Source organism: Devosia naphthalenivorans (genome assembly GCF_003056355.1).
GTDB lineage: Bacteria > Pseudomonadota > Alphaproteobacteria > Rhizobiales > Devosiaceae > Devosia > Devosia naphthalenivorans.
On record NZ_PYVW01000009.1, the window covers coordinates 25,542 to 49,769 of the forward strand.

Sequence of the window (24,228 nt, forward strand, 5' to 3'; positions counted from 1 at the left end):
TGATGGCATATCTGTTCGGGTCCATTCCCTTCGGCCTGCTGCTGACGCGCGCTGCCGGTCTTGGCGATATCCGCGCAGTGGGATCGGGCAATATCGGCGCGACCAATGTGCTGAGGACGGGCAACAAGGGCCTTGCCGCTGCAACTCTGGTGCTTGATGCGGGCAAGGCAGCAATTGCCGTGCTGGTGGCGCGGACCTTGCTGAACGATCCGAACATACCCGTTGGAGGCGTTGCCGCCCTGCCCCTCTACCTGGCGGCGATTGCAGCATTTCTTGGTCACTGCTTCCCCGTCTGGCTCAATTTCAAGGGCGGCAAGGGCGTTGCGGTAATGATCGGCGCGCTGCTGGCGCTGAGCTGGCCGGTCGCCCTGATCTTCTGCGCTGTCTGGCTGTTGATCGCCCTTACGCGAAAGATGTCTTCACTGGCCGCGTTGACCGCTGCTGCGACGGCACCGATCTTTGCCTATGTAGTCGTTGATGAATGGCTGGCGGCTGCTGTATCCGTGCTCGCCATCCTCGTATTCTTCCAGCACCGCAGCAATATCGCCCGGCTTCTGGCCGGCACGGAGCCAAAGATCGGCTCCGGCAAGAAAGCTTCATAGGCTTTGGCGCGCTGGGTTGAGGGTGAGCATTTGTCGCCAGCAGAGCGCGTAGCCTGGCTGCGCCTCATCCGCTCGGACAATGTTGGGCCCGCCACCTTCCGGCAATTGCTCAATCGCTTCGAATCGGCCGAGGCAGCGCTGGATGCCCTGCCCGACCTGCTCAAGCGTACGGGCAAGCCACTGCGCATCGCCAGCCAGTCTGCGGCAGAAGACGAGATTGCGGGCCTCGTTCGTTATGGCGCCCGCCTCGTGGCAAGCGGTGAACCGGACTATCCCAACCTGCTGAAATACATCCCCGCCGCTCCGCCGATCATCACCATGGCTGGCGGTGAGAACCTCGACTGGCAACGTAGCGTCGGCATCGTCGGCGCGCGCAACGCGTCTTCCGCCGGAATCAAGATGACGCGCATGCTCGCAAGTGGGCTGGGCGAACGCGGTTACACGGTCGTCTCGGGCCTTGCCCGCGGCATCGACACAGCGGCGCATCGGGCGAGTCTCGCCACCGGAACGATTGCTGTTCTCGCAGGCGGGTTCGACAAGATCTACCCTGACGAAAATATTCCGCTGGCACACGACATTCTGGATAGCGGCGGCGCCTTGCTGACTGAAATGCCGCTAGGCTGGGAACCGCGCGCTCGGGACTTCCCCCGGCGCAACCGGCTGGTGTCTGGCCTTTCACTGGGCATTGTCGTGGTGGAAGCAGCCAAGCGGTCCGGCTCGTTGATCACGGCACGTCTGGCGCTGGAGCAGAATCGCGATGTTTTCGCGGTGCCCGGCTCACCGCTCGATCCGCGGGCGGAAGGTGGCAATCTGCTGATCCAGCAGGGAGCCAAGCTGATTACCGGCGTCGAGGACATCGTGGAAACACTCGGCAGCGCCGACCCTTCCCGAAGCGCCCTGTTTGATCGTGATTGGGAGCCCGACCTCACTCCCGAAGTCTCCATAAATGATGACGACAAGTCACGGCTGCTGTCAGCGCTGAGCGCCACGCCGGTGGAGGTGGACGAACTCGTGCGGCAGTCCGGCCTTACTGCCTCGAGCATGCAGATGCTTCTGCTGGAGCTCGATCTGGCCGGACAGATCGAATGGTCCAGTGGGCAATTGGTGGCGCTGCGATACTAGCCGCCAGGCTCTCAGGTTCGCATCACCGGTATTGATAGCTCTCATCGTCAAAATCGGTTCGACCCCGCCGCGACACAGGCATATGGTGCCCCCTCTTTGGAGGCACAAATGGACCGGCGCGATTGGTTTTGGATCATATTTCTCGGCGCCATTTGGGGCTGCTCGTTTATTTTCAATGCGGTGCTGATTCGCGAGATCGGGCCGCTTTGGGTAACCTCGTTCCGGGTCGCCATCGGCGCGCTGGGCTGCTGGGCGGTGATGATCGCCCTGCGCAAACCCATCCCGCGTGATCCAGTTCTGTGGGTCAAGCTGGGCGCGCTCGGCATCCTTGCCTATGCCATTCCCTTTGCCCTGTTTCCACTGGCGCAGGCCAATCTTGCGAGTGGTGTTGCCGCCATCGTCAATGCACTAACTCCCATTATGACGGTGATCGTCAGCCATTTCTGGATTGGCGGCGAAAAGGCCAGTCGCACCAAAAGTGCGGGGGTGGTCCTGGGCTTCGCTGGCGCGGCGATCCTCGCCTCCCCGGCACTTGCCTCGGGCGGACAGTCGCAACTTTGGGCCGTAGGTGCGTGCCTCCTCGCAACACTGTGCTACGCGCTTTCGCTCAACATCACGCGAAGCTTCAAGGCCGTGGAGCCGACCGCATTGGCTTCCATCGCGCTGACCGGCGCCGCGGTGGTGTCGGTCCCTATTGCATTTTTGGTCGAAGGAGCTCCCGTAATGGTGCGCGGAGAAACCTGGCTTGCGGCGGCAGCAATCGGGCTGGTCTCGACGGCTTTCACCTTCCAGATCATGTACCGGATATTGCCGCGCGTAGGCGCTACCAACTTCGCAACCACGACGTTCATCGCTCCTGTCTCGGCGATCATCCTGGGTGTCACGCTACTCGGCGAGACTGTGCTGCCGATCCAGATCCTCGGCATGCTGGTGATCTTTGCTGGCTTGATGCTGATCGATGGGCGCATTGGCAAGCTCTGGAGAGGCGCCGCCGCCTGAATGGAACGGCTCGTCGCCTTCCCCCGTTTGCGTGGGGGAGGAGCAGCCATGACCCAGATGCCAGAAATCGATCCGCGTCCCGCGCCCGAAATCATTCCGCAGCCGACGCCTGACCAGCCAGAGCCGATCAATCCGAGGCCACCAGGACCAGACGAGTTCCCGGACGTGCCGGAGCCTGTGGAGGACCCCACGCCTGGGCAACCGGCACCCGACCTCGGTCAACCCCTACGCTCCTGAGGGCTAATTTCCGGCTCCACAGTATTTTGATAGCCTACCCCGACATGGGAGGCTTCGATGTTTCTTCAAACCATTGCGCCGGAAGATGCGACTGGAGAAATTGCCGCAATCTACAACGAGGAAATCGCCGAACGCGGTTTCCTGATGGAAGCTACGGCGTGCTGGACAACTCGGCCGGATCTGCTGCCGCTGTTTGAACATTTCCTTGCCGGCGTGAAAGCGAACTTCTCGCTGGGTGCGCATGAATGGCGGCTCATCACCTTTGTCGCTGCCAAGCAGGTGCCTTCGACCTATTGCAGCCATGTCTATGCCCAAGCGCTGGTGGAGGATCTTGGATCCAAAGCCAAGGTGCTCGCCATACAGCGGGATTATCGCACTGCGGGACTAAGCGAGAAGGAGATCGCCATGCTCGCCTATGCCGAGCAGGTCGCCAGAAACGCTTCACGGATCACGGGCGCAGATATTGAGACGCTGCGAGGGCACGGCTTCACCGACATCGAAATATCCGACATCGCGCTTTGCGCTTCGCTCCGGTGTTTCATGAGCCGGTTCTACGACGCGACGGGCGCAACGCCCGAAGCCGCATTCCTCGATGAGGATCTGGACTTCCGGAGCGCAATGACAGTGGGCAAGCCGATCTAGCTGGGCGGCATGCCTCTCCCTTACTCGAGGCCGAGCTTCTTTTTCATCAGGTCGTTGAGCGCCTGCGGATTGGCCTTGCCACCCGAGGCCTTCATGGCCTGGCCGACGAACCAGCCGATCATGGTCGGCTTGGCGAGCACTTTGGCGACCTGGTCGGGATTGGCGGCGATGATATCGTCCACGATCTTTTCGATCGCGTTCATATCCGTCACCTGCTTCATGCCGCGACGCTCCACGATTTCAGCGGGCTCGCCTTCGGGTTCTTCCGCGATGATGACCTGCAGCAAATCCTTGGCAATCTTGCTGGAGATGGTCCCAGCTGCAATCAGGTCCACAATGCCGGCAATCTGCCCGGGCTTCAGGTGTGTTTCCCACACCGCCAGGCCCTGGCTGTTGGCATAGGCGGCAACGTCGGCGTTGAGCATGTTCGCCACAGCCTTGCCGTCCCGCTTGGTGCCGCCAAACGCTACCACGGATTCGAAATAGTCTGCCGTTTCGCGATCGAGCGTCAGCACCATCGCGTCGTAGGGCGTCACGCCGAAATCTGAAATGAACCGCGCCTTCTTCTCGTCAGGCAGTTCAGGAAGATTCTCGGCCAGCGCCGAAACGAAGGCGTCATCGAACTCCAGCGGCAGCAAATCCGGGTCGGGGAAGTAGCGATAGTCATGTGCTTCTTCCTTGGAGCGCATGGAGCGGGTTTCACCCAGCTTGGGATCGAACAGGCGAGTTTCCTGATCGATCTTGCCGCCACCTTCCAGAATATCGATCTGGCGGCGCGCCTCGTATTCGATAGCCTGACCAGCAAACCGGATCGAGTTGACGTTCTTGATTTCGCAGCGGGTGCCGAACTCGCCGCCAAGCCGCCGCACCGACACGTTCACGTCGGCCCGCATGGAGCCCTGCTCCATATTGCCGTCGCAGGTGCCGAGATAGCGAAGGATCGAGCGCAGTTTGGCGAGGTATTCCTTGGCTTCCTCAGACGAACGCAAATCCGGCTTGCTGACGATTTCCATCAGCGCGACGCCCGACCGGTTGAGGTCCACGAAGCTCATGTTTGGATGCTGGTCGTGGATGGACTTGCCCGCGTCCTGTTCCAGGTGCAGCCGCTCGATGCCGATCTCGATCTGACCCTCGGGCATGTCGAGATAGACCACGCCCTCGCCCACGATCGGGTCCTTGAACTGGGAAATCTGATAGCCCTGCGGCAGGTCGGGATAGAAATAGTTCTTCCGGTCGAACACGCTGCGCTTGTTGATGGCAGCCTTGAGCCCCAGCCCGGTGCGCACGGCCTGGCGAACGCATTCCTCGTTGATGGTCGGCAGCATGCCGGGCATGGCCGCATCGACGAACGAAACGTTGGAATTGGGCGGGTTGCCGAACGCGGTGGAGGAGCCGGAGAACAGCTTGCTTTCGGATGTGACCTGAGCGTGCACTTCCATGCCGATGATGACTTCCCAGTCACCGGTGGAACCAGAGATGAAGCTCTTGGGATTTGGCGTGCGCGTATCGATAAGGGTCAATTGAACGTCCTGAAAGGCAAGGCGAAGCTGTGTAAGTGCTTACTTACCCCAGCGTGTCGATGCAACGGCTCTTTCGTCCATCGGAGGATGGACCACTAATCCTCGTCGTCGATATCGCCGTCAAAAGGCCGCAGGCGCTTTTCCAGATGCACGCTCATGAAGGGCGAGTGAACCGCCCTCCCGTCCGGGCGCAGCGCCAGTATGCGATAGCCCTGCCGTTCGTAGAACCGCACGGCGCGGACATTGTCGGCTGGCGTTTCGAGGTGGACCCGTTCCGCTCCCTCCAGCTCCAGCATCGACTCCATGCGCCGCAGCAGGATCGAGCCGAGGCCATGTCCCTGTAGTTCGGGCATAACAAAGAGGTAGGGAATATAGGCCCGGCGCCGGGCCCGCGAGCACCAGCCCACCGGGACATCATCGATCACCGCGACGATGGTTTGCCCGAGTTGCTCGGCCACCGCCTCCCTCAGGCGGCGGCGCTCGGCCTCGCGCATACCAGGCTGCTCGCTGAGCAGCGGGAAGATGCCGGCTTCCCAGGCATCATAAGCGATTTCCGAGAGACGCGGGGCATCTGCGGGCTCGGCCTTGCGTATGGTAATGACTGGCATTTTGGCCTCCACATCGCTAGGCCAAGCTGTCATCCAGCTGGCCGTCAGCCGCGGCGTCGCGCGGCGATGATGCCCTTCTCGTAGTTGATGTTCCAATCGATCAGGGTCCGCCACACAAGTTCGGCCTGATCTTCATCGAGATCAAGAGCCAAACTGCGATCACGTACCTTGGCGATGACGGATTCGATGCGCGCCGGGTCCCGTGCTTCATGGGGATCGGTCTTGATCTCTGCCATGCGGGTCACGTAGCGGTGCCGTTCCGCAAAAAGGCTCAGAAGCGCCTGGTCGACCCGATCGATCTCGGCGCGTACATCATCTTTGGTCTGGCAGTCCTGGGGCGATTTGGGAGTGGTCACGACGCTGTCCGCATAAATTGGTTTGATGCTGGTTTGCACCGCACGACCGCAAAATTCAACCTGTACCCGCTACTCGGCCGGCGGTTGTTCCTTGGCGCGGAACTCGAAGAGCTCACGGAAAGCGCCGGGAACCAGCGCGGACAGCGGGTTGATCAGGAATTGCGGATTGTTGAGGGGCCCCTGCACGGCAAAGGTCACGCCTACCAGCCCCTCCCCGTCGCGCCCGCCCAACAGGGGCCCAAGGAGAGGAATTTTCTGAAAGGCGCTGTTGAGGCCAAACAGCGGCACATAAGTGCCGGTGAGGTCATACTGGCGCCTGTCGGTGTAGATGAAACCCCGCATCGTGCCGCCCACCGTGCCACCGGTCAGCATGGCATTGCTGACTTCCACCCGGTCGGAGCGGCGCAGGAAATCTACCTGCGCGACATCGAAATCGAGCCGGTTCCGGGCGGCAATGGCGGTGCGGGAATCCGAATGATTGCCGAGCACCTGCGCGACATTGGCCTCATCGACGATGGCAAAGTCCCGCATCAGCAGCCGGCCGGCTTCCGCTTCGGCATCGCGGTCGGTGGTCAGCACCAGACTGCCGCTGCCGCCGGCCAATTGGGAATAGACCCCCAGCAGCCGCAGGATCGTCCCGGCGTCGTTGAAGGCAACGCTCAATGTGCGCCCGCGAGGTGCAGGATTGGTGGTGATGGAAACGGCGTTGCCGTCGCTGAACTGCGCTGTGAGGTTGGCGCGCCGCATATCGCTGCCGCGCAGCAGCATATCGAGGTCCAGGTTGAACGCCGTCGTCGCGTAGTGGCCAAGGGCACGGTCGAGCTGGACATCGAGCGACAAGGTCTGGTCGACCTGGGTGGCCTGCACGCCCCCCGAGCCTTCGCCGAGCCCAAAGAACCTGCGCAGCATGGGCTTGAGATCGATCTGGGCGCCGCGGACTTCTATGGCATAACCGCCATCGATCGGCGCGACAGAAAGCTGGGCGCTGTCACCATTGCTCAGGCCGAACTGGTTGAACGTGGCCGATTGCAGCCCCTTTTCCGCGTCGAAGGTCAGATCGCCTTTGGCCGTCACCGTGCCGAAGGCGAGTTCAATGGCGTCGAGATCGGTGACGCTCCCCACCTGACGTATGGTCGCGCTGACGGTGCCTGGCCGGCCAGCGGCCTTGGTGATGCCGATATCCCTGAGTGTTACGGCAGCATCGTGCAGATCGACAGCCATCTGGATAGCGCCGTCCGCCATGGGCTGGGCGACGAAGCGGATTTTGCCAGCCAGGAACGCCGAGGCGTCAAAGCCCATCTTGGTGAGGTCGGCAACGTCGATGGTGGAGGCCAGCTTGAACTGCGGCGCCGAAGTGGGCGTGCCGGAGATTTCCACCTCGGCTGCCATGCCGTCGATTTCAGCCGTGCCGCCGAGCTGATAGCCATCCTGCGATGCGCTGAAGGCCAATTGGCCATTGTCGATGGTGCGATCCTTGATGGGCTCGGTGCTGCCGAAATCGGCGACCGTGCCATTGAGGACATAGTCGAAATCCAGCGGCCGGCCGCTCGCTTCGTCGGCGAGAAGGATGGTGGCAACAAGCCCCGCATCCAGTTTCCCGCTCAGTGCGTCCAGTTTCACCGGCAGGTCGGAATTTTCTAGGACCGCCGGCTGATGTGCGCGCGCAAGGGCCAGCATTGCCGGGATAGGCGCTGCAACGTCGCCCGATAGCTCGATTATGTTGTTGGACGCAGAGGAATAGTCCATGATGAACGCCGGATTGGTAACAGTGACCTCACCCGCCGCCGTCTGCAGGCGACCACCGCCCGCCGAAACAGTCAACTCGGTATCATCGACCTGCAATCGCGTTTCGCCATCTATCGCGATGGGGTCCATCTGCGGCATCGGCTTGACCGAAACATTGGCTCCCACCATCTCGATCTGCATGGCGCCGTCGGGAATCTCTTTGTCCTCCTCGCCCAAAGCAAGCGAGCCAACAGGGAACCGGAAATTCATGCGCGAGCGCACGACAGTGCCCTCGGTGATGTTGGCCACAAACCAGTCGCGACTGTCCTCGCCAACCACATAGGGCCAGAGGCGCTTCATATCATCGGCGGAGACACCCTGCCCCGCCACGCTCATTTCGACACCAAGACCTTCCCGCAGCATGTCTATGCGTCCCGTGGTCTCCACCACTGCGGCGCCTTTGCGCGCGATGAAACGATCAACACCAAGCGCGCCATAAAGCGGCGCCGACCAGCCGGAGAACTCCATGCTGTCGAATGGCGCCGCTGGCGCAGGCAGATCATTGGGGTGCAGGAAAACGTCGCGGGCCTTGATGGACATGCCGATGGTCGGGCCGAACGTCGGGTCCAACCCCAACGCGAAAGTACCCGCGATTTTTGCCGAACTTTGCCCGATCTGAAGCGCGCTCTCCTCAAGGGTGAAGTGGCCGTTGCTGGGGGTCCACCTGATGTTCATGATCGAGCTGGCGATGGGGAAATAGTTTTCCTCCACGCGCAAATCGAGCCCGGTCAGATCCACCTTGAACAGGCCACCGGTCAGTTTGCCTGCGGGCTTGTCGAAATTGACATCGATCGACAGCGCCCCGGCTCCGCGCATTGCCGCCATGCTGGTGGGATCGTCGATAAACGGCAGAAAGGCCGCGAAATCGATGTTGATGACGTCGGTTTCCAGGCGCGTCGCACCCTGCTCGTCCACCGTTCGCGACAAGGTGCCGGTCATGGTTCTCCCGCCGAGCCTGGCGGAAAAATTGCCGCTGGTGTTGCGGCCATTCGCCGAAGGAGCGATGTCCAGGTCGATGTTGTCGAAGCGCCTGTACAAGCCGTAAACGGCATCGATCATGTCGACTGTGCCGTCCCTGACCTTGAGCCTTGAGAAGCGGCCCTGGACCGATTGGTTGACGATGTCCGCAATGCCCTTCTCGCTGCCTTCCAGGTTGAAGATCAGCCAATCATTATCAGAACGCATCGGCACTGGCTGCGTAGAGCCACTGAGGTCAATACCGGTGGGCGAAATGCCCACTGTAGGAAAGGCGTCTTCCCCCTCTTGCACGCGAACTGTGGGCAGGCCGCCTTCCGGGTCCTCCAGCATCTCGAAGCTGGCAGGCCGCGGACCGAACAAGTCCTGAACCACCTGCAAGTGCGGCCCGACCACCGATACTGTGGCGCCTGGCTGCCCGACCAGGGCACGAACCGGCGAGAATCCGATCTCCAGCGCGTCCACTGCAATGCGCGCGCCGGTCTTGCTGTCGTTTATGGTGACCGGCGAGAAGCGTATAACGGGCCAGACGTTGTTTTCCAGCGCGAGGGCCATGTCGCCCAGTTCGAGTTCGCTGGTCGGGGGCAATGTCGATCTGGCCAGCGCTTCCGCGGCATCGCTGCCGAAGGGAAGCTGCACCGGCGTAAAAAGCAGGACGGCGTAGAGCAGGAGAAGCAGCGTGGCGGGAATGCCCAAAACCCACACGGCCACCTTGGCCGCGTGCCGCGCAGGAGACCGCTTGCGCTTGGCACACGGTGCTACGGTAATGTCTGCGGGAGCGGTTGGCGCGGTCACTTGCTTCCAAAAAGAGGATCTGCCGAACTCTGCTGGCAGCCCAAAGAATCAACCGCAGAAGGCGGTCACTTGCCCGATGATACCGGCTGGAATATGGCATCGACACCCACATAATCGTGGGTACACAGCTAGAACCGGAGTAGGCTTATGCCAGCATTGAAAGAGGGCGATCCCGCTCCCGATTTTACCCTGGCTCTGGACGATGGCACGAGCTTCACCCTGGGCGAGCAACGCGGCCGGCCAGTGGTGCTGTATTTCTACCCTCAAGATGACACTGGTGGTTGCACCAACGAGAACCAGGAATTTTCCGAACGAAAAGCCGCATTCGAGAATCTCGGGGCTCGGCTCGTCGGCATTTCGCCGGACACGATCGAGAGCCACACCAAGTTCCGCCGCAAATACAATTTGCAGGTTCCACTCGCGTCAGATCCGGACCATGTTGCCATCGAGCTTTTCGGTCTTTGGCAGTTGAAGAAGCTCTACGGCCGGGAATTCTTGGGCCTGATCCGAACTTCCTTCATCATCGATGCGGAGGGCACGGTGGCGCGAATTGTGCGAGCGACCCGCATAGTTGGCCACGCCGAGAAGATGCTCGATGCGCTTACCCAGCATGTAGCACAGCGCAAATCAGACTAGGCGAGCAGAGTTCGCGCTAATTATTTGGAACTCTGCTCATTCTGAAGCAAAGGCGAGCGGTTTCCCTGGCGTCCTTCGAAGCTTTGTTAACCATGCCCGGTCATACTCTGGTCACCATGTATTGCGGTGTCGTGGAGTTGGGCGCGTGCGAAACCAAGCCAGTTTTGGTCGAACCAGGGACAGGTCGAGCCATACGACTCTTGTGAACCGCCAAGGCATTTGCCCCGCCCTTTTCTACGGCATGTTCACGGTGCTCCTCGCCGGAAACGCCTTCCTGGGTACGGCAGTGCTGCTCTCGCCAGACATCGCCAAGCTGCTGGACGGCAGTACCGAACAGATCGTGGAAGCCTATGAGGATCGCATCGCGCAGTTGCGGGTCGAGGTAGATCGCCTTCAGTCGCGCAGCTATGCGCAAAGCGGCGACATCAATTTGCAATTGCAGGAACTGGCCCAGCAGCAGGAAGTGCTGCTCGAGCAGCATCAATTGGTCAAGGTGCTGGTCAACAAGGCAGACGAGCTTGGCATCACGGCGGCCGTATTGCCGGAAAGCCCCGCGGACGATCTCGCTGCAACCAACGCGATGACTGGCAATCCGGAAATCGATGCCACCGTTTCCGCTGTGTCACAGATGATGGACGAAACCCAGTTCGCCATGACTTCGATCGCCGAAACGGCGGTCACCCGCACCAACAGCATTGTCGCCGAGTTATCGCATCTCGGCATCCAGGTGGCACTGCCTGAGCCGGAAGACGCAATGGGCGGTCCTCTGCTGCCCGCCATTGGCGAGACCCACACATCGCCGATGATCAACGATGCCAACGACGTCATGGCCGCATTGCTGCGCTACAAAGCTGCAAGGGAAACCAGCGACGCTGCTCCGGTGCATATGCCCATTAGCGGCAGTTTCCGGCAAAGCTCCAGTTTCGGGAATCGCTCCGACCCGTTCAGTGGATCGCGTGCCTTTCACTCCGGCCTCGATTTCGCAGCGCCCACCGGCACGACAGTTCTCAGCGCTGGCCGGGGCGTGGTCAGTTTCGTGGGCACCAAGTCCGGCTATGGCAAGGTGGTGGAGGTGACTCACGCCAATGGCCTGGTCACCCGCTACGGACATTTGTCCGGGTTCCTCAGCAAAAAAGGTCAGGCGGTCAATACCGGCACGCCAATCGCGAAAGTAGGGTCGACGGGTCGCTCCACCGGGCCGCATCTGCATTTCGAGGTGCGGAAAGCAGATAGTGCCGTCAATCCCAAGGCATTCCTTGAAGCGGGCAAGCGTCTGATCGAACTGCGCAGCTAAGAATGCGCCCTCCGTAGAGGGCGCAAACTACTAGCCTTCGGCCGCGACATCGGTTGCAACGCCCACGCGCTGCGCCAGGGCCGCTTCCATGAACTCGTCCAGATCGCCGTCCAGGATTACCGAAGGCTGGCCGCTTTCGACGCTGGTGCGCAGATCCTTGACCATCTGGTAGGGCTGCAAGACGTAGGAGCGGATCTGGTGCCCCCAGCCGATATCGGTCTTGCTGGCAGCCTGCGCATTGGCGGCTTCTTCCCGCTTCTGCAGTTCCGCCTCGTAAAGCCGTGACTTCAGCATCGCCATCGCCGTCGCACGGTTCTTGTGCTGGCTGCGCTCCTGCTGGCAGGCCACGATGATGCCGGATGGCACGTGGGTGATGCGAATAGCCGAATCGGTGGTGTTGACGTGCTGCCCACCGGCGCCGGATGCGCGGTAAGTGTCGACCTTGAGGTCGGCTTCCCGGATCTCGATGTCGATACTGTCATCGACCACCGGATAGACCCAGCAGCTGGAAAAGCTGGTGTGGCGGCGGGCGGCGGAGTCGTAGGGGCTGATGCGCACGAGGCGATGCACGCCGCTCTCGGTCTTGAGCCAGCCATAGGCATTATGGCCCGACACCTTGATGGTCGCGGACTTGATGCCGGCTTCTTCACCGTCGTGCATTTCAAGCACTTCGACCTTCATTTTGCGCCGTTCAGCCCATCGGGTGTACATGCGCAGGAGCATGTTCGCCCAATCCTGGCTTTCGGTGCCACCGGCACCGGAGTGGATTTCGACGTAGGCGTCGTTGCTATCGACTTCGCCGGACAGCAGCGTTTCGATCTGGCGTCGGCGGGCGTCCTGCTTGAGTGCAATCAGGCTGGCCTCGGCGTCCTTGACGACCTCGGCATCCCCTTCCGCTTCGCCCATCTCGATGAGTTCGACGTTGTCGCGAATGCCGGCTTCGAGCTCACGCATTGCCTTGACGGCAGCGTCGAGCTCATCGCGCTCGCGCATGACGACGCGAGCTTTTTCGGGGTCATTCCAGAATTCGGGAGATTCGGTTTGCGCCGTCAGCGCGTCGAGGCGAACTTCTGCAGTATCCCAGTCAAAGATGCCTCCTCAGCAGGGTCAGAACCTGCTCGATTTCGGCGACGGTCTTTTCGATTTCCGCACGCATGTTGAGTTCCTTTTATTCCGGCCCCCATGTAGCGGAGGGGGCCGGAAGGATCAACCGTCCGAGCCGATTACTGCAACTTGCGCAGGGTTACCGGATCATAGAATTCCATGATGTTCCGGCCATCGGGCGTTTTGACGAATGCGCGCATGCAGCCGTTCCAGCGCTCGACCGATTGGGCTTCGACCCCGATTTCGCGTAGGCGCCGCGTGTCCATCCGGTCCTGCAGTTCGGTGTCGATCTGCAGCCTGCTCCGGCCACCACCATCGTCCACGAAAGTCTTGGGTGCGGTGGGGCCTTCATTGGCGCAGAAAATTGCCCAGGCCGGCGTGGGCAGCGCCACCAGGGCGGTCAGGATACCCGCAAGGGCAAGTTTGGCTGGCTTCATGGTCGTCACCCCAATTGGTGGTTTGTTATCGGTAAACGCTGCCGCGCATCGAGGCGCGACGGCCTGTTGTTCATCGGGCACGTAACTTGGCAAACTTGCGTATTGCAATGTCGCGTTTCAACCTCGACAGCCGCTCCAGGAAAAAGATTCCGTTCATCTGATCGATCTCGTGCTGAATGACGCGCGCCACGAAGTTCTCGAAGCGCGCAGTCTGGCGGGTGCCGCTGGCATCGTCATAGCTCATTCCGACCCAGACAGCGCGTTCGATTTCCACTTCGGTGCCCGGCATGGAAACCGACCCTTCCGGCCCCGCTGCACCTTCCCCCGCACGCTCGACGATTTCGGGATTGAAGAACAATCGATGATCCCTGCTCGCGCCATCTGCGGCGACGCTGACCACTATGACGGGTTCATTGTGGCCTAAATGCGCGGTCGCCAGACCGAAAGCCTGCGCTTCCCGGGCCGCGGCCAGCAATTGTTCTCCGGCGGCCAGCATAGGTGCATCAACCGGGCGCGGCTGCGCCTTCAGCCGCAAACGTGCATCGGGGTACGCGATAAACTCCACCACCTAGAACAAGCTGCCGCGGTCGTTTTCGTAATAGGTTCCGTTGATGCGGGCCGTCGGGTCGACATAGCCCGTATCCGGCGCTGGCTGCGGCGCGGTTTCGAAGGCGCTGCCATATTGCTGCTGCATCTGCTGCTGGCGCTGGATTTCATTGAAGGTGTTGTTGTCCAGCCCGATGACCGAGGTCATCAAATTGGGTCCGGTTCCAGGCTTGAACGCCTCCTCGATCGCCGCCTCGCCATCAAAAGCCTCCACGCCGGAATTGGGGTTGATCCAGGCCGTCGTCATCCCCGAGGGCTTGGGGAATGGCGTTGCAGGCTTTCCCGCCAGCGCCTTCTGCATGAAATCGGTAAAGATCGGTACGGCGAAAGACCCGCCCGTAACGGCGCTACCCATGGAGCGCGGCTGGTCGTACCCGACATAAACCCCCACGGCCAGTTCGGGCGTGAAACCCACGAACCAGGCGTCCTTGTAGTCATTGGTGGTGCCGGTCTTGCCGGCCACCGGGCGGTTAAGGACCTTTGCCGCCGTCCCCGTGCCCCGCAGGACCACACCTTCCATCATCGAAGTGATCTGATAGGCCGTCATCGGATCGAGTACCTGTTCGCGGTTATCGATGATGGTCGGTTCACCCTGCCCTTCCCACGCCGTGGCTTCGCATCCCCGGCACAGCCGTTGGTCATGCTTGTAGACGGTCACCCCATAGCGGTCCTGCACCCGGTCGATCAGCGTCGGGACGATCTTGCGGCCGCCATTGGCAATGGTCGCATAGGCCGCAGTCATCCGCATATCGGTCGTTTCGCCGGCACCCAGGGCCATGGCCAGCACGGGCTGCATCGAATCATAGACGCCGAAAAGCCGTGCGTACTCGGCGACCAGCGGCATGCCTATGTCCTTGGCCAGGCGCACCGTCATCACGTTCCGGCTGCGCTCGATGCCGCGCCGCAGGGTTTGTGGACCATAGAACTGCTGAGCATAATTCTCGGGCCGCCAGATCGAGCCATCGCTGTTGCGGATCTCGACAGGCGCATCCAGCACCACCGATGCCGGCGTGTAGCCATTGTCGAGCGCGGCGGCGTAAACGATCGGCTTGAACGAGGAGCCCGGCTGGCGCAGGGCCTGGGTCGCGCGATTGAATTCGCTCATCGCGTAGGAGAAGCCCCCCACCATGGCCAATACCCGCCCCGTGCGCGGGTCCATGGCGACCAGGGCGCCTTCGATTTCGGGAACCTGTTCCAGGGTGTAGATGCCGGTCTTGCCGACAACCGGCGAGACATAGACCACATCTCCAACTTTAAGGATGTCGCTCAAGCTCCTGGAGACCCACTTGATTTCAGGTCCCGATAAAGTCCCCTCAACACGATCGGATGCGACCCCGCCATCAGCGACGCCATCTGGACGCAACCCGATGCGCGCCTCATTGCCGGCGATTTCCAGCACGACAGCGAGTTGCCATTCCGGCACGTCGCTCAGGGGAACGACCTTGGCGACGTCGAGACCCCAATCCTCGCCGATTTCAATGCTGGCCACAGGTTCGCGGAAGCCCTTGGTATGATCATAGGCGATCAGCCCATCCATCAGCGCCTTGCGGGCATGTTCCTGCAATTTGGGGTCAAGCGTCGTGCGCACCGACAGGCCGCCGCCATAAAGCTGGTCCTCGCCGTAGAGCTTGGCCAGTTCGCGGCGCACTTCCTCGGTGAAATATTCGGCCGAATAGAGCTGGCTGCCGCCGGCGCGCGGCAGAACATTGAGCGGCTCTTCCTTGGCGAGTTCGCCCTCTTCGAGCGTCACATGGCCATTCTCGACCATCCGGTCGATGACCCAGTTCCGGCGCTCGATTGCCGCCTCCGGTCGGCGAAACGGATGGTAATTATTGGGGCCCTTTGGCAGCGCCGCTATATAGGCCGCCTCGGCAAGATCGAGTTGATAAAGCGCCTTGTCGAAATAGTTCAATGCCGCCGCCGCCACCCCATAGGAGTTCAGGCCCAGAAAAATCTCGTTGAGATAAAGCTCCAGGATCCGGTCCTTGGAGAAGGTCGATTCGATTCTGATCGCCAGCAAGGCTTCCTGGATCTTGCGGTCCCAGGTCTGCTCGGAGGTCAGTAGGAAGTTCTTGGCGACCTGCTGGGTAATGGAGGAACCGCCACCCTGGATGGCCGAATTGCCGTCCATTCGCGCCAGCGCATTGTCGCGCAGGGCGCGGAACACGCCGTCGATGGCAATACCGCCGTGCTTGTAGAAATCCTTGTCCTCCGCCGACAGAAAGGCCTGCACCAGCAGCGGCGGTACGGTTTCTATGGGCTGGAACAGGCGCCGCTCGCGCGCAAACTCTGCCAGCAGGGTTCCATCGGCTGCATGCACGCGCGTGGTCACCGGGGGCTGATAATCCTTGAGAACGGTGTAGTCAGGCAGGGCGGACGCGACGGTTGTCAGGTAAATGGCGGCGGCGCCTACGGCACCAAGGGCCAGGAACATGCCAAAGCCAAACAGCCAGCCCACTAAGCGCAGCATATACTCGGTTTCTCCGTGTCATCCATTCGCGAGGTCGAGGCGCCTGGCATGTTATCCCGGAGCAGAGCGACGCGTCCGACTTATCCGGAATCATACCAGAGGCGAGAACTAATGTAGATCACAAGACCGCAACAGCGACCCGGCGCAGTCGGTCGCTGCGCCAAGTGATCGATTTGTCACATCATTCCGGCATTTCCAGGCTGTCGAAATAGGTCGAGATGCCACGCGCCAGCGCTTCGGCGGTGCGGTCCTGCCAGTCGCCCTGCATCAAATTGGCCATGTCATCGGCGTTGGACAAAAAGCCAAGCTCCACCAGCACCGAAGGAACGTCGGGCGCCTGCAGCACGAAGAAATCCGCCTGTCGAACAGGAAACCGTCGCAGTTCCACGCTGGGCTCGAGCTGGTGCACGATGGATTGCGCCAGGGAGAACGAATGATGACGCATCTCGCGCCGCATCAGATCGAGCAGGATGTCGACCACTTGCGGCGCCATCTGGGGCATGGAAAAGCCGGCAATCACATCGGTCTTGTTTTCGTTGTCGGCCAGCACCTTATCGAGAACGTCCGTGGCGTTCTCGTCGCGGGTATAGACGCTTGCACCGCGAATTTGGGGTTGCTGGAAGCTGTCGGCATGTATGGAGATAAAGATGTCGGCCTTGTTGGCGCGGGCGAGTGCAACGCGCTCTTCGAGACGAAGGAATGTGTCATCGTCCCGGGTCAGGGCCACATCGAATCTGCCGGAGTCGACCAGCAATTCCTGAAGGCGCAGGGTGAAGGCCAGAACGATGTCCTTCTCCTTGATGCCTTTCGCGGTTTCGGCGCCGCTGTCGATGCCCCCGTGGCCGGGGTCGAGGACCACGAGAGGCTTGGTGGCAAGGGGGAGTTCCGAGCCGCCCGCGGGGGTGGAACTTGCCGTGACTGCCGGAGCGACGGCGGTAGATACCTCCAGAGCCTTGGCGACATTAGTCGCAAATTCCTCTGCGGTGGCAGGAATGATATCCACCACGAGGCGCGCCGGCTGATCCTCGAAGGCGGCAAGGACATAGGCCTGCTGTACCTGTGCGGGCGCCGATAGCGTAAGCGTGGTGCGGACACGATCCGGCCCGGCTTGCTCCACCAGATACTCGGAAATCATCCCCTCCTCGCCGCCCGGTTTGCCGGACGGTTCGGGCACGGACATGGTTGCGGCCCGCACATCGACGGCTAGCCGGTCAGGTCCGCTCATGGAGACGAATGAAAACTCGGTGCGCGCCGCAAGGTCCACCACAAGTCGCGCCCGTTCGGGCGTAACCGTCACGCGAACGTCCATGACATTGGGCAATGCGAGTTGCGCTGCCGCCTGAGCCGCATCCTGCGCCCCAGCAGGGCCAGCAGGTGCCACAAGGAAGGTGACGGCAACAATCGAGGTTATGAGCCTGTGGAAGTGACGCAACAAATCTGGATCGCCCCTGCGAAAATATAGCCTGCATCTGCTCCCGAGATCGGGCGATTCTGCGGCCGGAGGGTTCTTATGCGACGATTTGGGGGCACGGCCAATATTGGCTGGGGCAAAAGCCTGTGAACCGCGGATTTTGACTTTCTTGTTGCCATTCGGTCGCAATAACCCTACACGCTAGAAGGGAGGCGCTCGCTTTCTGAAGGACCCGTTCCCCAAGCCACAAGGCTTGCGACAGTGGTGTCAGAAAGTGGCGGGCAGCGCGGTTTAGAAGAACCATCGCGGCTCGATCCAGAAGCGGCAAATCCGGCGCCTCAATCGGAATTTCGGCCCCATCTGGGCCGGACGGTTGTCTGCCAATCCCCGGATACAGACAGCCTAATAGGAAGAGGTCATATGGCCCGCAGGCGGACAGAACGCGACGCGATCGAACAAGACGATTGCCGTTTTGCCATGCTGCATCTTCCGGCCATGACCACACATATCGGCGCGCTAAAGGCAGAGCTTGTGCGCGCAATCACCTTCAAACCATTCGCCTCGCACTGCGCCACCAGGAGGGTTCCGGCTTGCCGGCGCCCCCTTGTCGGCGCGCGAGCGCGCGGAGTTCATTATGGCTACCAAGAGAATGCTGGTGGATGCCATCCACCCGGAAGAAACACGGATCGTCGTTACCGCAGGTAACAGGCTCGAGGAGTTCGACTTTGAATCGGCGACCCGCCGCCAGTTGCGGGGTAACATATACCTCGCCAAGGTGACGCGCGTTGAGCCGTCACTGCAGGCCGCATTCGTCGAATATGGCGGCAATCGCCACGGATTTCTGGCTTTCAGCGAAATCCACCCTGACTACTACCAGATTCCCGTAGCCGACCGCGAAGCCCTGCTGCGCGATGAAGAGCACGAGGAAGAACACGCCGAGGAAGCCGAAGAAGAGGCTCTGGAAGCGGCTGACGCTGGTGCCGGCGCAGAATCGGAAGCCGAGGCCGGCGAAGGCGACGACGACAGCCACATCGAGCAGGCCCCGGCGAATTCCGAGCCCATCGAATCCATCGGTGGTGCCGATGCGCTTGAGGAAGTGCCCGAACGGCGTCGGCAGAGCCCCAGCCGCCGCCACTACAAGATCCAGGAAGTCATCAAGCGCCGGCAGGTCATGCTGGTGCAGGTGGTCAAGGAAGAGCGCGGCAACAAGGGCGCGGCTCTCACCACCTATCTCTCGCTGGCTGGACGCTATTCGGTCCTGATGCCCAACACCGCTCGCGGTGGCGGCATTTCGCGCAAGATCACCAATGCCGCCGACCGCAAGCGCCTCAAGGAGATCACCAGTGATCTCGAGGTGCCACAGGGCATGGGCGTCATCTTGCGCACGGCTGGCGCTTCGCGCACCAAGGCCGAGGTCAAGCGCGACTTCGAATACCTGATGCGCCTATGGGAGAGCGTGCGTTCGCTCACCCTCAAGAGCCAGGCGCCATGCCTCGTCTATGAGGAAGGCTCGCTGATCAAGCGGACCATTCGCGATCTCTACAACAAGGAGATCGACGAGGTGTTCGTGGCGGGCGAAGACGCTTTCCGCGAAGCCAAAGATTTCATGCGCATGATCATGCCGAGCCACGCCAAGAACGTGCTGCTCTACAAGGAAGATCAGCCGCTGTTCTCCAAGTACGGCATCGAGCAGCAGCTCGATTCGATGTTCTCGCCCACGGTCACCCTGCCCTCCGGCGGTTACATCGTCATCAACCCGACCGAAGCCCTGGTTTCGATCGACGTGAACTCGGGCCGCTCCACCAAGGAGCATAATATCGAGGACACCGCTCTCCAGACCAATCTGGAAGCAGCCGACGAAGTTGCCCGCCAGCTGCGCCTGCGTGATCTCGCCGGCCTCATCGTCATCGACTTCATCGACATGATGGAGAACCGCAGTAATCGTGCGGTCGAGCGCAAGCTCAAGGATTGCCTCAAGGACGACCGTGCCCGTATCCAGGTTGGGCGCATTTCGCACTTCGGCCTGATGGAAATGAGCCGCCAGCGCATTCGCTTCGGCGTCGTGGAAAGCTCCACCCATAAGTGCCCGATTTGCGATGGCACCGGGCTGGTGCGTTCGACCGAGTCGCTGGCGCTGATGATCATGCGCCACATCGAGGATCACGTGCTGCGCCGCCAGGGCCAGTCGATCAACGTTCGCGTTCCGGTCGACGTCGCGCTCTATATCCTCAACTTCAAGCGCGAGACGCTGACCGCGCTCGAACTGCGCAATCACCTGTCGATCACCATCACGGCGGATGGAAAATTGACCGGGCACCAGTTTGCCATCGAAAAGGGCGAAGCCCGCGTGATGGCCTATGCTGACCAGCGCGCGACCGAGCACGTCAGGGTCGATAGTGCAGTCATCGATGACGACATCGACGATGACATTCCCGATGAAGTCGAAGACGAAGCCGTCGAGGAAACAGCCGCTTCAGCGACCGCCGAAAACGGCGAAGGCGAAAATGGCCGCCGCCGCCGCCGTCGCCGCCGTCGTGGCGGAGCCGATCGCGGCGAAGAGCGCCCGCAGCAGCGCGCCGCCCCGTCCGTGCAGGCCGAAGGCGAAGCAGACGCTGAAATTGCCGACGACGCCGATGAAGGCGAATCGGCCGCGCAGCAGTCCGAACGCCCCACCGGCGAGAACGGCGATGCCGAAGGTCGCAAGCGCCGCCGGCGCGGTCGTCGTGGCGGTCGCCGCAATCGTCGCGAGGGTGAAGAAGGCTTTGTCGAAAAAGCTGCCCTGCCGGCCGGCGAGGAAGAACTGACACCGGAAGCCGCCGACGTTGTTGGCGAGGAACTTCTGGCGCAGGAGGCAATTGCTGCGGCGCCCGAGCCTGCTGCCGTGGAAGCGCCGGTCGTCGCCGAGGAACCCGCCGTGGAGCCAGAGGCACCCATCGAGAAGCCGAAGCGCACGCGCCGCAAGAAGGTTGTCGAGACAGCCGAATCTGCCCCCCTGGATGCAGCACCGGTCGAAGCACCAGCGGAGCAAGACGCGGTCCAAGTCGAAGAAAAGCCGAAGCGGAAACCACGCACGCGCAAGCCAAAAGTCGAGGCTGCTGAGGTCATTCCCGCAGCAGAAGTGAGTCAGGCTGCGCCCGTCGAAGAGCCTGCTTCCACGCCAGCGGTGGAACCTGCACCTGTCGAAGCCGCGCCAGCCGAAGAGGCGCCAAAGACTCGCCGGGTGAAAAAAGAACTGCCGGAAGAAGGGGTTGTGGTCACCAGCAGCGCTGCACGACCCGAAGCCGAAGGCGAGCCAGCCGAGCAGCCCAAGAAGAAAGCCGGCTGGTGGCAGCGCCGCCTCGGCCTAGGCTAGAAACAACAAAGGCGGCCTTCGCGGGCCGCCTTTTTTCGTTCTGTACCAGTGACTTACTTCAGGAATGCGCGCATGCGCTCCAGCGCGACGTCAACCGTTTCCTGCTTGCCGGCATAGGAAAACCGCACATATCGGTTGCCCCCTACCCGGTCAAAATCCACCCCCGGCGTCGCCGCCACTCCAGCCTCATCGAGCATCGCCTCACAAAAGCTCATCGAGTCATTCGAGAAACGAGAGATGTCGGCATAGGCATAGAAGGCTCCGTCGGACGGGCTACCCATATGAAAACCCAATGAAGCCAGTCCGTCATTAAGCAAACCCCGATTTGCCGCGTATCCCGCCTTCTGTTGTTCGGAGTACTCCCGCTCACCGAGCGCCACAGTTGCTGCGATCTGGCTCAGAGTCGGAGCAGAAATAAACAGGTTTTGCTGCAGAATCTCGGCCCGCCGCACCAGTTCATCTGGCAACACCATCCAGCCGATGCGCCACCCCGTCATGCAGTAATATTTCGAGAAGCTGTTGATAACGATGGCCTCCCGCGTCAGCTCAAGCGCACTCACCGACGGGCCGCGATAGTCCAGCCCATGATAGATCTCATCCGAGATCAGCCGAACGCCAAGCCGTTTGCAGGTCACAACAATATCGCCCATCTGCTCCCGGTCCACAGCCGCGCCGGTAGGATTGGCGGGGCTCGCAAACAGCATCCCATCGAATGGCTCTGCGGCGTGTGCTGCGACAATGTCCGCACCAGTCAGTTTCCAACCGTTCTCAGCCGTCACCGGGATCTCGGCTATCGCAAAACCCAGGCCAAGCAGCGTGTTCACATAAGCTGGATAGCCCGGCCGCGTAATGGCAATCCGTGCGCCTGGCTTGAAAGCCGCATGGAAGGCGATGATGAAGCCCGCAGACGATCCCATCGTGGCAAGGATCGCATCTGGATCAACCGCTACGCCATGCTGATGGGCATAGTAGCCCGCCAGCCCTTCGCGCAGCTCTGCCAGACCTTTGGCGTTGGTGTAGCCCTGCGCCTGCGGCAGCGCCTTGGCAACCGCTTCGATAACCCGAGGCGCCGGAGGCGAGCCGGGCTCGCCCACCTCGAGGTGACACACGGTGCGTCCGCTGGCCTCAATGGCCTTCGCGCGCTTGAGAATTTCCATTGCATGGAAGGGCATCAAGCCATCGGCCGACGTGCTGGTCACGGTTTTTTTCCTGAGCTTGTCGCGAGATAAAGATGGCCTATCCCGTTCGTGCTTCGCTCTCAACAACAATTGATCCCTCGAGTAGCCTTGCCTTTGCACCCCCCTGATAATCTGGCACAAGGTCTGCTAGGAGCAGGTCACCGATTGTCTGGGAGTTCAAATCCATGTCGCGCGTCACTCTAGCCCTTGTTGCCCTGGTGGGTATTTTGGCCGGGGGGCTTGGATATTCCCTGATAAACAGGCCCGCCCCCCAGACGGATACAGCGGCGGTTCAGACGCTGATCGATCAGGCGATCAGTGAATATGATCTCAAGCGTGCGACGGCCGCACCTGTGGCGGAAACGAAGCCGATCGATGCGACGACGCTCAATCCGATGATCGAATCCTATCTCATGGGCGATCCCAAAATTCTGCAGCGCATGTCCGTGGCGCTCGATTCGACGCTGCAGGCGGAAGAGCGTTCGGCGGCGACCACGGCCATTGCTTCGATGCATGAAAAAATCTTCAACGATCCCAAGCAGGTCGTACTCGGGAACCCCGAAGGCGACGTCACGCTGGTCGAGTTCTTCGATTACAATTGCGGTTACTGTCGCGCGGCACTGCCGGACACGGCGGCCCTCTTGGCAGAGGATCCGAACCTGCGCATCGTCCTCAAGGAATTTCCGATCCTGTCGAACGAATCAATCGACGCTGCGCGCGTGGCCGTACTGGTCGGCGAGTCTGACGTGGACTATTGGGCGTTCCACGAGGCGCTGTTTACGAGCCGCGGGCAAGTGGACAAGAAAGTGGCGCTCGATGCGGCGGCCGAGTTGGGCCTTAGCCCAGTAAGCCTGGAACTGGACATGGGTAGCGAGGGCGTGGCGCAGTCCATCCAGACTTCCTATGAAATAGCCAAGGCGCTGAACATCACCGGCACGCCGACCTATATCATCGGCAACGAGATTATTCCGGGCGCGATCGGCGTGGATGAACTGCGTAGCCGCATCGCCAACATGCGCGCATGTGGCGAAACGCAATGCAACGGCTAGTCTCAGGTTTTGCCTTTTCAGTGCATTTCATATAACCGGGCTTGCAGCAGCCCAATCCGCCGGTGCACAAGGCAAAAATCATGTCAAAACGCGTTCTTGTCCTAAACGGGCCGAACCTCAACATGCTCGGCACCCGCGAGCCTGGAATCTACGGCGCCCACACGCTTGGGGATGTGGAGGCTTTGTGCCGGGCCACCGGCGACGAACTTGGGCTGAGCATCGACTTTCGCCAGTCCAACCATGAGGGTGAACTGGTGACATGGATTCAGCAGGCGCAAACAAGCGCCGATGCGATCCTTATCAACCCGGCTGCATACTCGCACACTTCCGTGGCTATTCATGACGCACTCAAGGCGGTTGGATTGCCAGTGGCAGAGGTGCATCTCAGCAACATCCACCAGCGCGAAGCATTCCGGCACCATTCCTATGTGTCGGCCGTTGCTGCTGGTGTCATTTGCGGCTTCGGGGTCACCGGGTATAGACTGTCGCTCATAGCACTTGCCGAAAAGCTTCAATAAAGATCAACGCGTAGCACGCGGGAGACCAACAAGAATGACCAAGTCATCGCAAGTGGATCAAGATCTGATCCGAGCCATTGCAGAACTCCTCAACAAGGAAAATCTCGCCGAAATCGAGATCGAGCAGGAAGATTTCCGAGTTCGCGTGACGCGCTCCTACGCCAATGAAGGCGTGACCTACGCTGCTCCGCCGCAGTACCTGCATGCCGCACCACAGGCAGCGCCAGCTTCCATCGCCCCGGCTGGCTCGGTGCCAGCGGCGGCGCCCGCCGCGGTCGAGGACCTCGCGTCCAATCCGGGCACCCTCACCTCGCCCATGGTTGGCACCGCTTACCGCTCTCCTGAACCTGGCAAGCCGCCATTCGTCGACGTTGGCGCCAAGGTCAGCGAAGGCCAGACACTGCTCATCATCGAAGCGATGAAGACGATGAACCAGATACCCGCGCACCGCTCGGGCACCGTCACGCGCATCCTGGTACAGGATGCCCAGCCGGTGGAATACGGCGAGCCTCTCGTCGTCATCGAGTAAGGG

General features: G+C 61.1%; 21 protein-coding genes. 11 read left to right on the plus strand and 10 right to left on the minus strand.

Annotated elements, in window-relative coordinates; translation table 11 throughout:
- Positions 1–2: 2 nt before the first annotated feature.
- From plsY to C8264_RS12370, 5 genes are all read left to right on the plus strand, one after another.
- The gene (gene plsY, locus C8264_RS12355) at positions 3–602 is read left to right on the plus strand and encodes a glycerol-3-phosphate 1-O-acyltransferase PlsY (RefSeq protein ID WP_425430679.1); all 600 of its coding nucleotides are present in this window, start codon (positions 3–5) and stop codon (positions 600–602) included.
- A 3-nt stretch (positions 603–605) separates the two neighbouring features.
- Positions 606–1,724 carry a DNA-processing protein DprA gene (gene dprA, locus C8264_RS12360; protein ID WP_108461295.1) on the plus strand — a complete coding sequence of 373 codons (1,119 nt, stop codon included), beginning with the start codon at positions 606–608 and terminating at the stop codon, positions 1,722–1,724.
- Positions 1,725–1,832: 108 nt separating this feature from the next.
- On the plus strand, positions 1,833–2,723 hold the full coding sequence (locus C8264_RS12365) for a DMT family transporter (RefSeq protein ID WP_108461296.1): 891 nt from the start codon (positions 1,833–1,835) through the stop codon (positions 2,721–2,723).
- A 48-nt stretch (positions 2,724–2,771) separates the two neighbouring features.
- A complete protein-coding gene (locus tag C8264_RS22175) occupies positions 2,772–2,960 on the plus strand; it encodes a hypothetical protein (protein ID WP_162783609.1) in 189 nt (62 codons plus the stop codon).
- A gap of 57 nt (positions 2,961–3,017) precedes the next feature.
- Positions 3,018–3,602 (plus strand): carboxymuconolactone decarboxylase family protein, encoded by a 585-nt coding sequence (locus tag C8264_RS12370; RefSeq protein WP_108461297.1) that lies wholly within the window; start codon positions 3,018–3,020, stop codon positions 3,600–3,602.
- A gap of 20 nt (positions 3,603–3,622) precedes the next feature.
- On the opposite strand, the gene gatB is transcribed toward C8264_RS12370, so the two are convergent.
- The 4 genes from gatB to C8264_RS12390 all read right to left on the minus strand — a co-directional run bounded on the left by gatB (position 3,623) and on the right by C8264_RS12390 (position 9,641).
- Complete coding sequence (gene gatB, locus C8264_RS12375; RefSeq protein WP_425430680.1) at positions 3,623–5,041, minus strand: Asp-tRNA(Asn)/Glu-tRNA(Gln) amidotransferase subunit GatB; 1,419 nt, start codon at positions 5,039–5,041, stop codon at positions 3,623–3,625.
- Between the two features lie 176 nt (positions 5,042–5,217).
- Positions 5,218–5,730 (minus strand): GNAT family N-acetyltransferase, encoded by a 513-nt coding sequence (locus C8264_RS12380; protein ID WP_162783610.1) that lies wholly within the window; start codon positions 5,728–5,730, stop codon positions 5,218–5,220.
- A 44-nt stretch (positions 5,731–5,774) separates the two neighbouring features.
- Positions 5,775–6,086 carry a chorismate mutase gene (locus C8264_RS12385; RefSeq protein WP_108461417.1) on the minus strand — a complete coding sequence of 104 codons (312 nt, stop codon included), beginning with the start codon at positions 6,084–6,086 and terminating at the stop codon, positions 5,775–5,777.
- A gap of 69 nt (positions 6,087–6,155) precedes the next feature.
- Positions 6,156–9,641: an AsmA-like C-terminal region-containing protein gene (locus tag C8264_RS12390; protein WP_162783611.1), complete on the minus strand. Its 3,486-nt coding sequence runs from the start codon at positions 9,639–9,641 to the stop codon at positions 6,156–6,158.
- Between the two features lie 147 nt (positions 9,642–9,788).
- Here C8264_RS12390 and C8264_RS12395 point away from each other — a divergent pair, with 147 nt between their 5' ends.
- A complete protein-coding gene (locus C8264_RS12395) occupies positions 9,789–10,277 on the plus strand; it encodes a peroxiredoxin (RefSeq protein WP_108461301.1) in 489 nt (162 codons plus the stop codon).
- 202 nt (positions 10,278–10,479) lie between these two features.
- Positions 10,480–11,571: a M23 family metallopeptidase gene (locus tag C8264_RS12400; protein ID WP_162783612.1), complete on the plus strand. Its 1,092-nt coding sequence runs from the start codon at positions 10,480–10,482 to the stop codon at positions 11,569–11,571.
- 30 nt (positions 11,572–11,601) lie between these two features.
- On the opposite strand, the gene prfB is transcribed toward C8264_RS12400, so the two are convergent.
- The 5 genes from prfB to C8264_RS12425 form a co-directional block, all read right to left on the minus strand.
- Positions 11,602–12,727 (minus strand): peptide chain release factor 2 gene (gene prfB / locus C8264_RS12405; protein WP_108461303.1). Its coding sequence is split into 2 segments (ribosomal slippage): positions 11,602–12,657 and positions 12,659–12,727, totalling 1,125 coding nucleotides; the frame shifts between segments, so codons are not numbered across the junction.
- A 67-nt stretch (positions 12,728–12,794) separates the two neighbouring features.
- Positions 12,795–13,112, minus strand: coding sequence for a hypothetical protein (locus C8264_RS12410; RefSeq protein WP_108461304.1), 318 nt, complete (start codon positions 13,110–13,112; stop codon positions 12,795–12,797).
- 70 nt (positions 13,113–13,182) lie between these two features.
- Positions 13,183–13,680, minus strand: a complete 498-nt coding sequence (locus tag C8264_RS12415) for a peptide deformylase (protein ID WP_108461305.1) — start codon at positions 13,678–13,680, stop codon at positions 13,183–13,185.
- A complete protein-coding gene (locus C8264_RS12420; RefSeq protein ID WP_108461306.1) occupies positions 13,681–16,188 on the minus strand; it encodes a penicillin-binding protein 1A in 2,508 nt (835 codons plus the stop codon).
- A gap of 181 nt (positions 16,189–16,369) precedes the next feature.
- Complete coding sequence (locus tag C8264_RS12425) at positions 16,370–17,623, minus strand: N-acetylmuramoyl-L-alanine amidase (RefSeq protein ID WP_108461307.1); 1,254 nt, start codon at positions 17,621–17,623, stop codon at positions 16,370–16,372.
- 610 nt (positions 17,624–18,233) lie between these two features.
- On the opposite strand from C8264_RS12425, the gene C8264_RS12430 reads away from it, so the two are divergent.
- Positions 18,234–20,951 carry an Rne/Rng family ribonuclease gene (locus C8264_RS12430; protein ID WP_108461418.1) on the plus strand — a complete coding sequence of 906 codons (2,718 nt, stop codon included), beginning with the start codon at positions 18,234–18,236 and terminating at the stop codon, positions 20,949–20,951.
- A gap of 53 nt (positions 20,952–21,004) precedes the next feature.
- On the opposite strand, the gene C8264_RS12435 is transcribed toward C8264_RS12430, so the two are convergent.
- A complete protein-coding gene (locus C8264_RS12435) occupies positions 21,005–22,270 on the minus strand; it encodes a pyridoxal phosphate-dependent aminotransferase (RefSeq protein ID WP_245893143.1) in 1,266 nt (421 codons plus the stop codon).
- A gap of 44 nt (positions 22,271–22,314) precedes the next feature.
- Here C8264_RS12435 and C8264_RS12440 point away from each other — a divergent pair, with 44 nt between their 5' ends.
- The 3 genes from C8264_RS12440 (at position 22,315) to accB (ending at position 24,225) form a co-directional block, all read left to right on the plus strand.
- Positions 22,315–23,178, plus strand: coding sequence for a DsbA family protein (locus tag C8264_RS12440; RefSeq protein WP_108461308.1), 864 nt, complete (start codon positions 22,315–22,317; stop codon positions 23,176–23,178).
- Positions 23,179–23,258: 80 nt separating this feature from the next.
- Positions 23,259–23,696 carry a type II 3-dehydroquinate dehydratase gene (gene aroQ, locus C8264_RS12445; RefSeq protein WP_108461420.1) on the plus strand — a complete coding sequence of 146 codons (438 nt, stop codon included), beginning with the start codon at positions 23,259–23,261 and terminating at the stop codon, positions 23,694–23,696.
- A 34-nt stretch (positions 23,697–23,730) separates the two neighbouring features.
- Positions 23,731–24,225 (plus strand): acetyl-CoA carboxylase biotin carboxyl carrier protein, encoded by a 495-nt coding sequence (accB, locus tag C8264_RS12450; protein ID WP_108461309.1) that lies wholly within the window; start codon positions 23,731–23,733, stop codon positions 24,223–24,225.
- Positions 24,226–24,228: the final 3 nt, after the last annotated feature.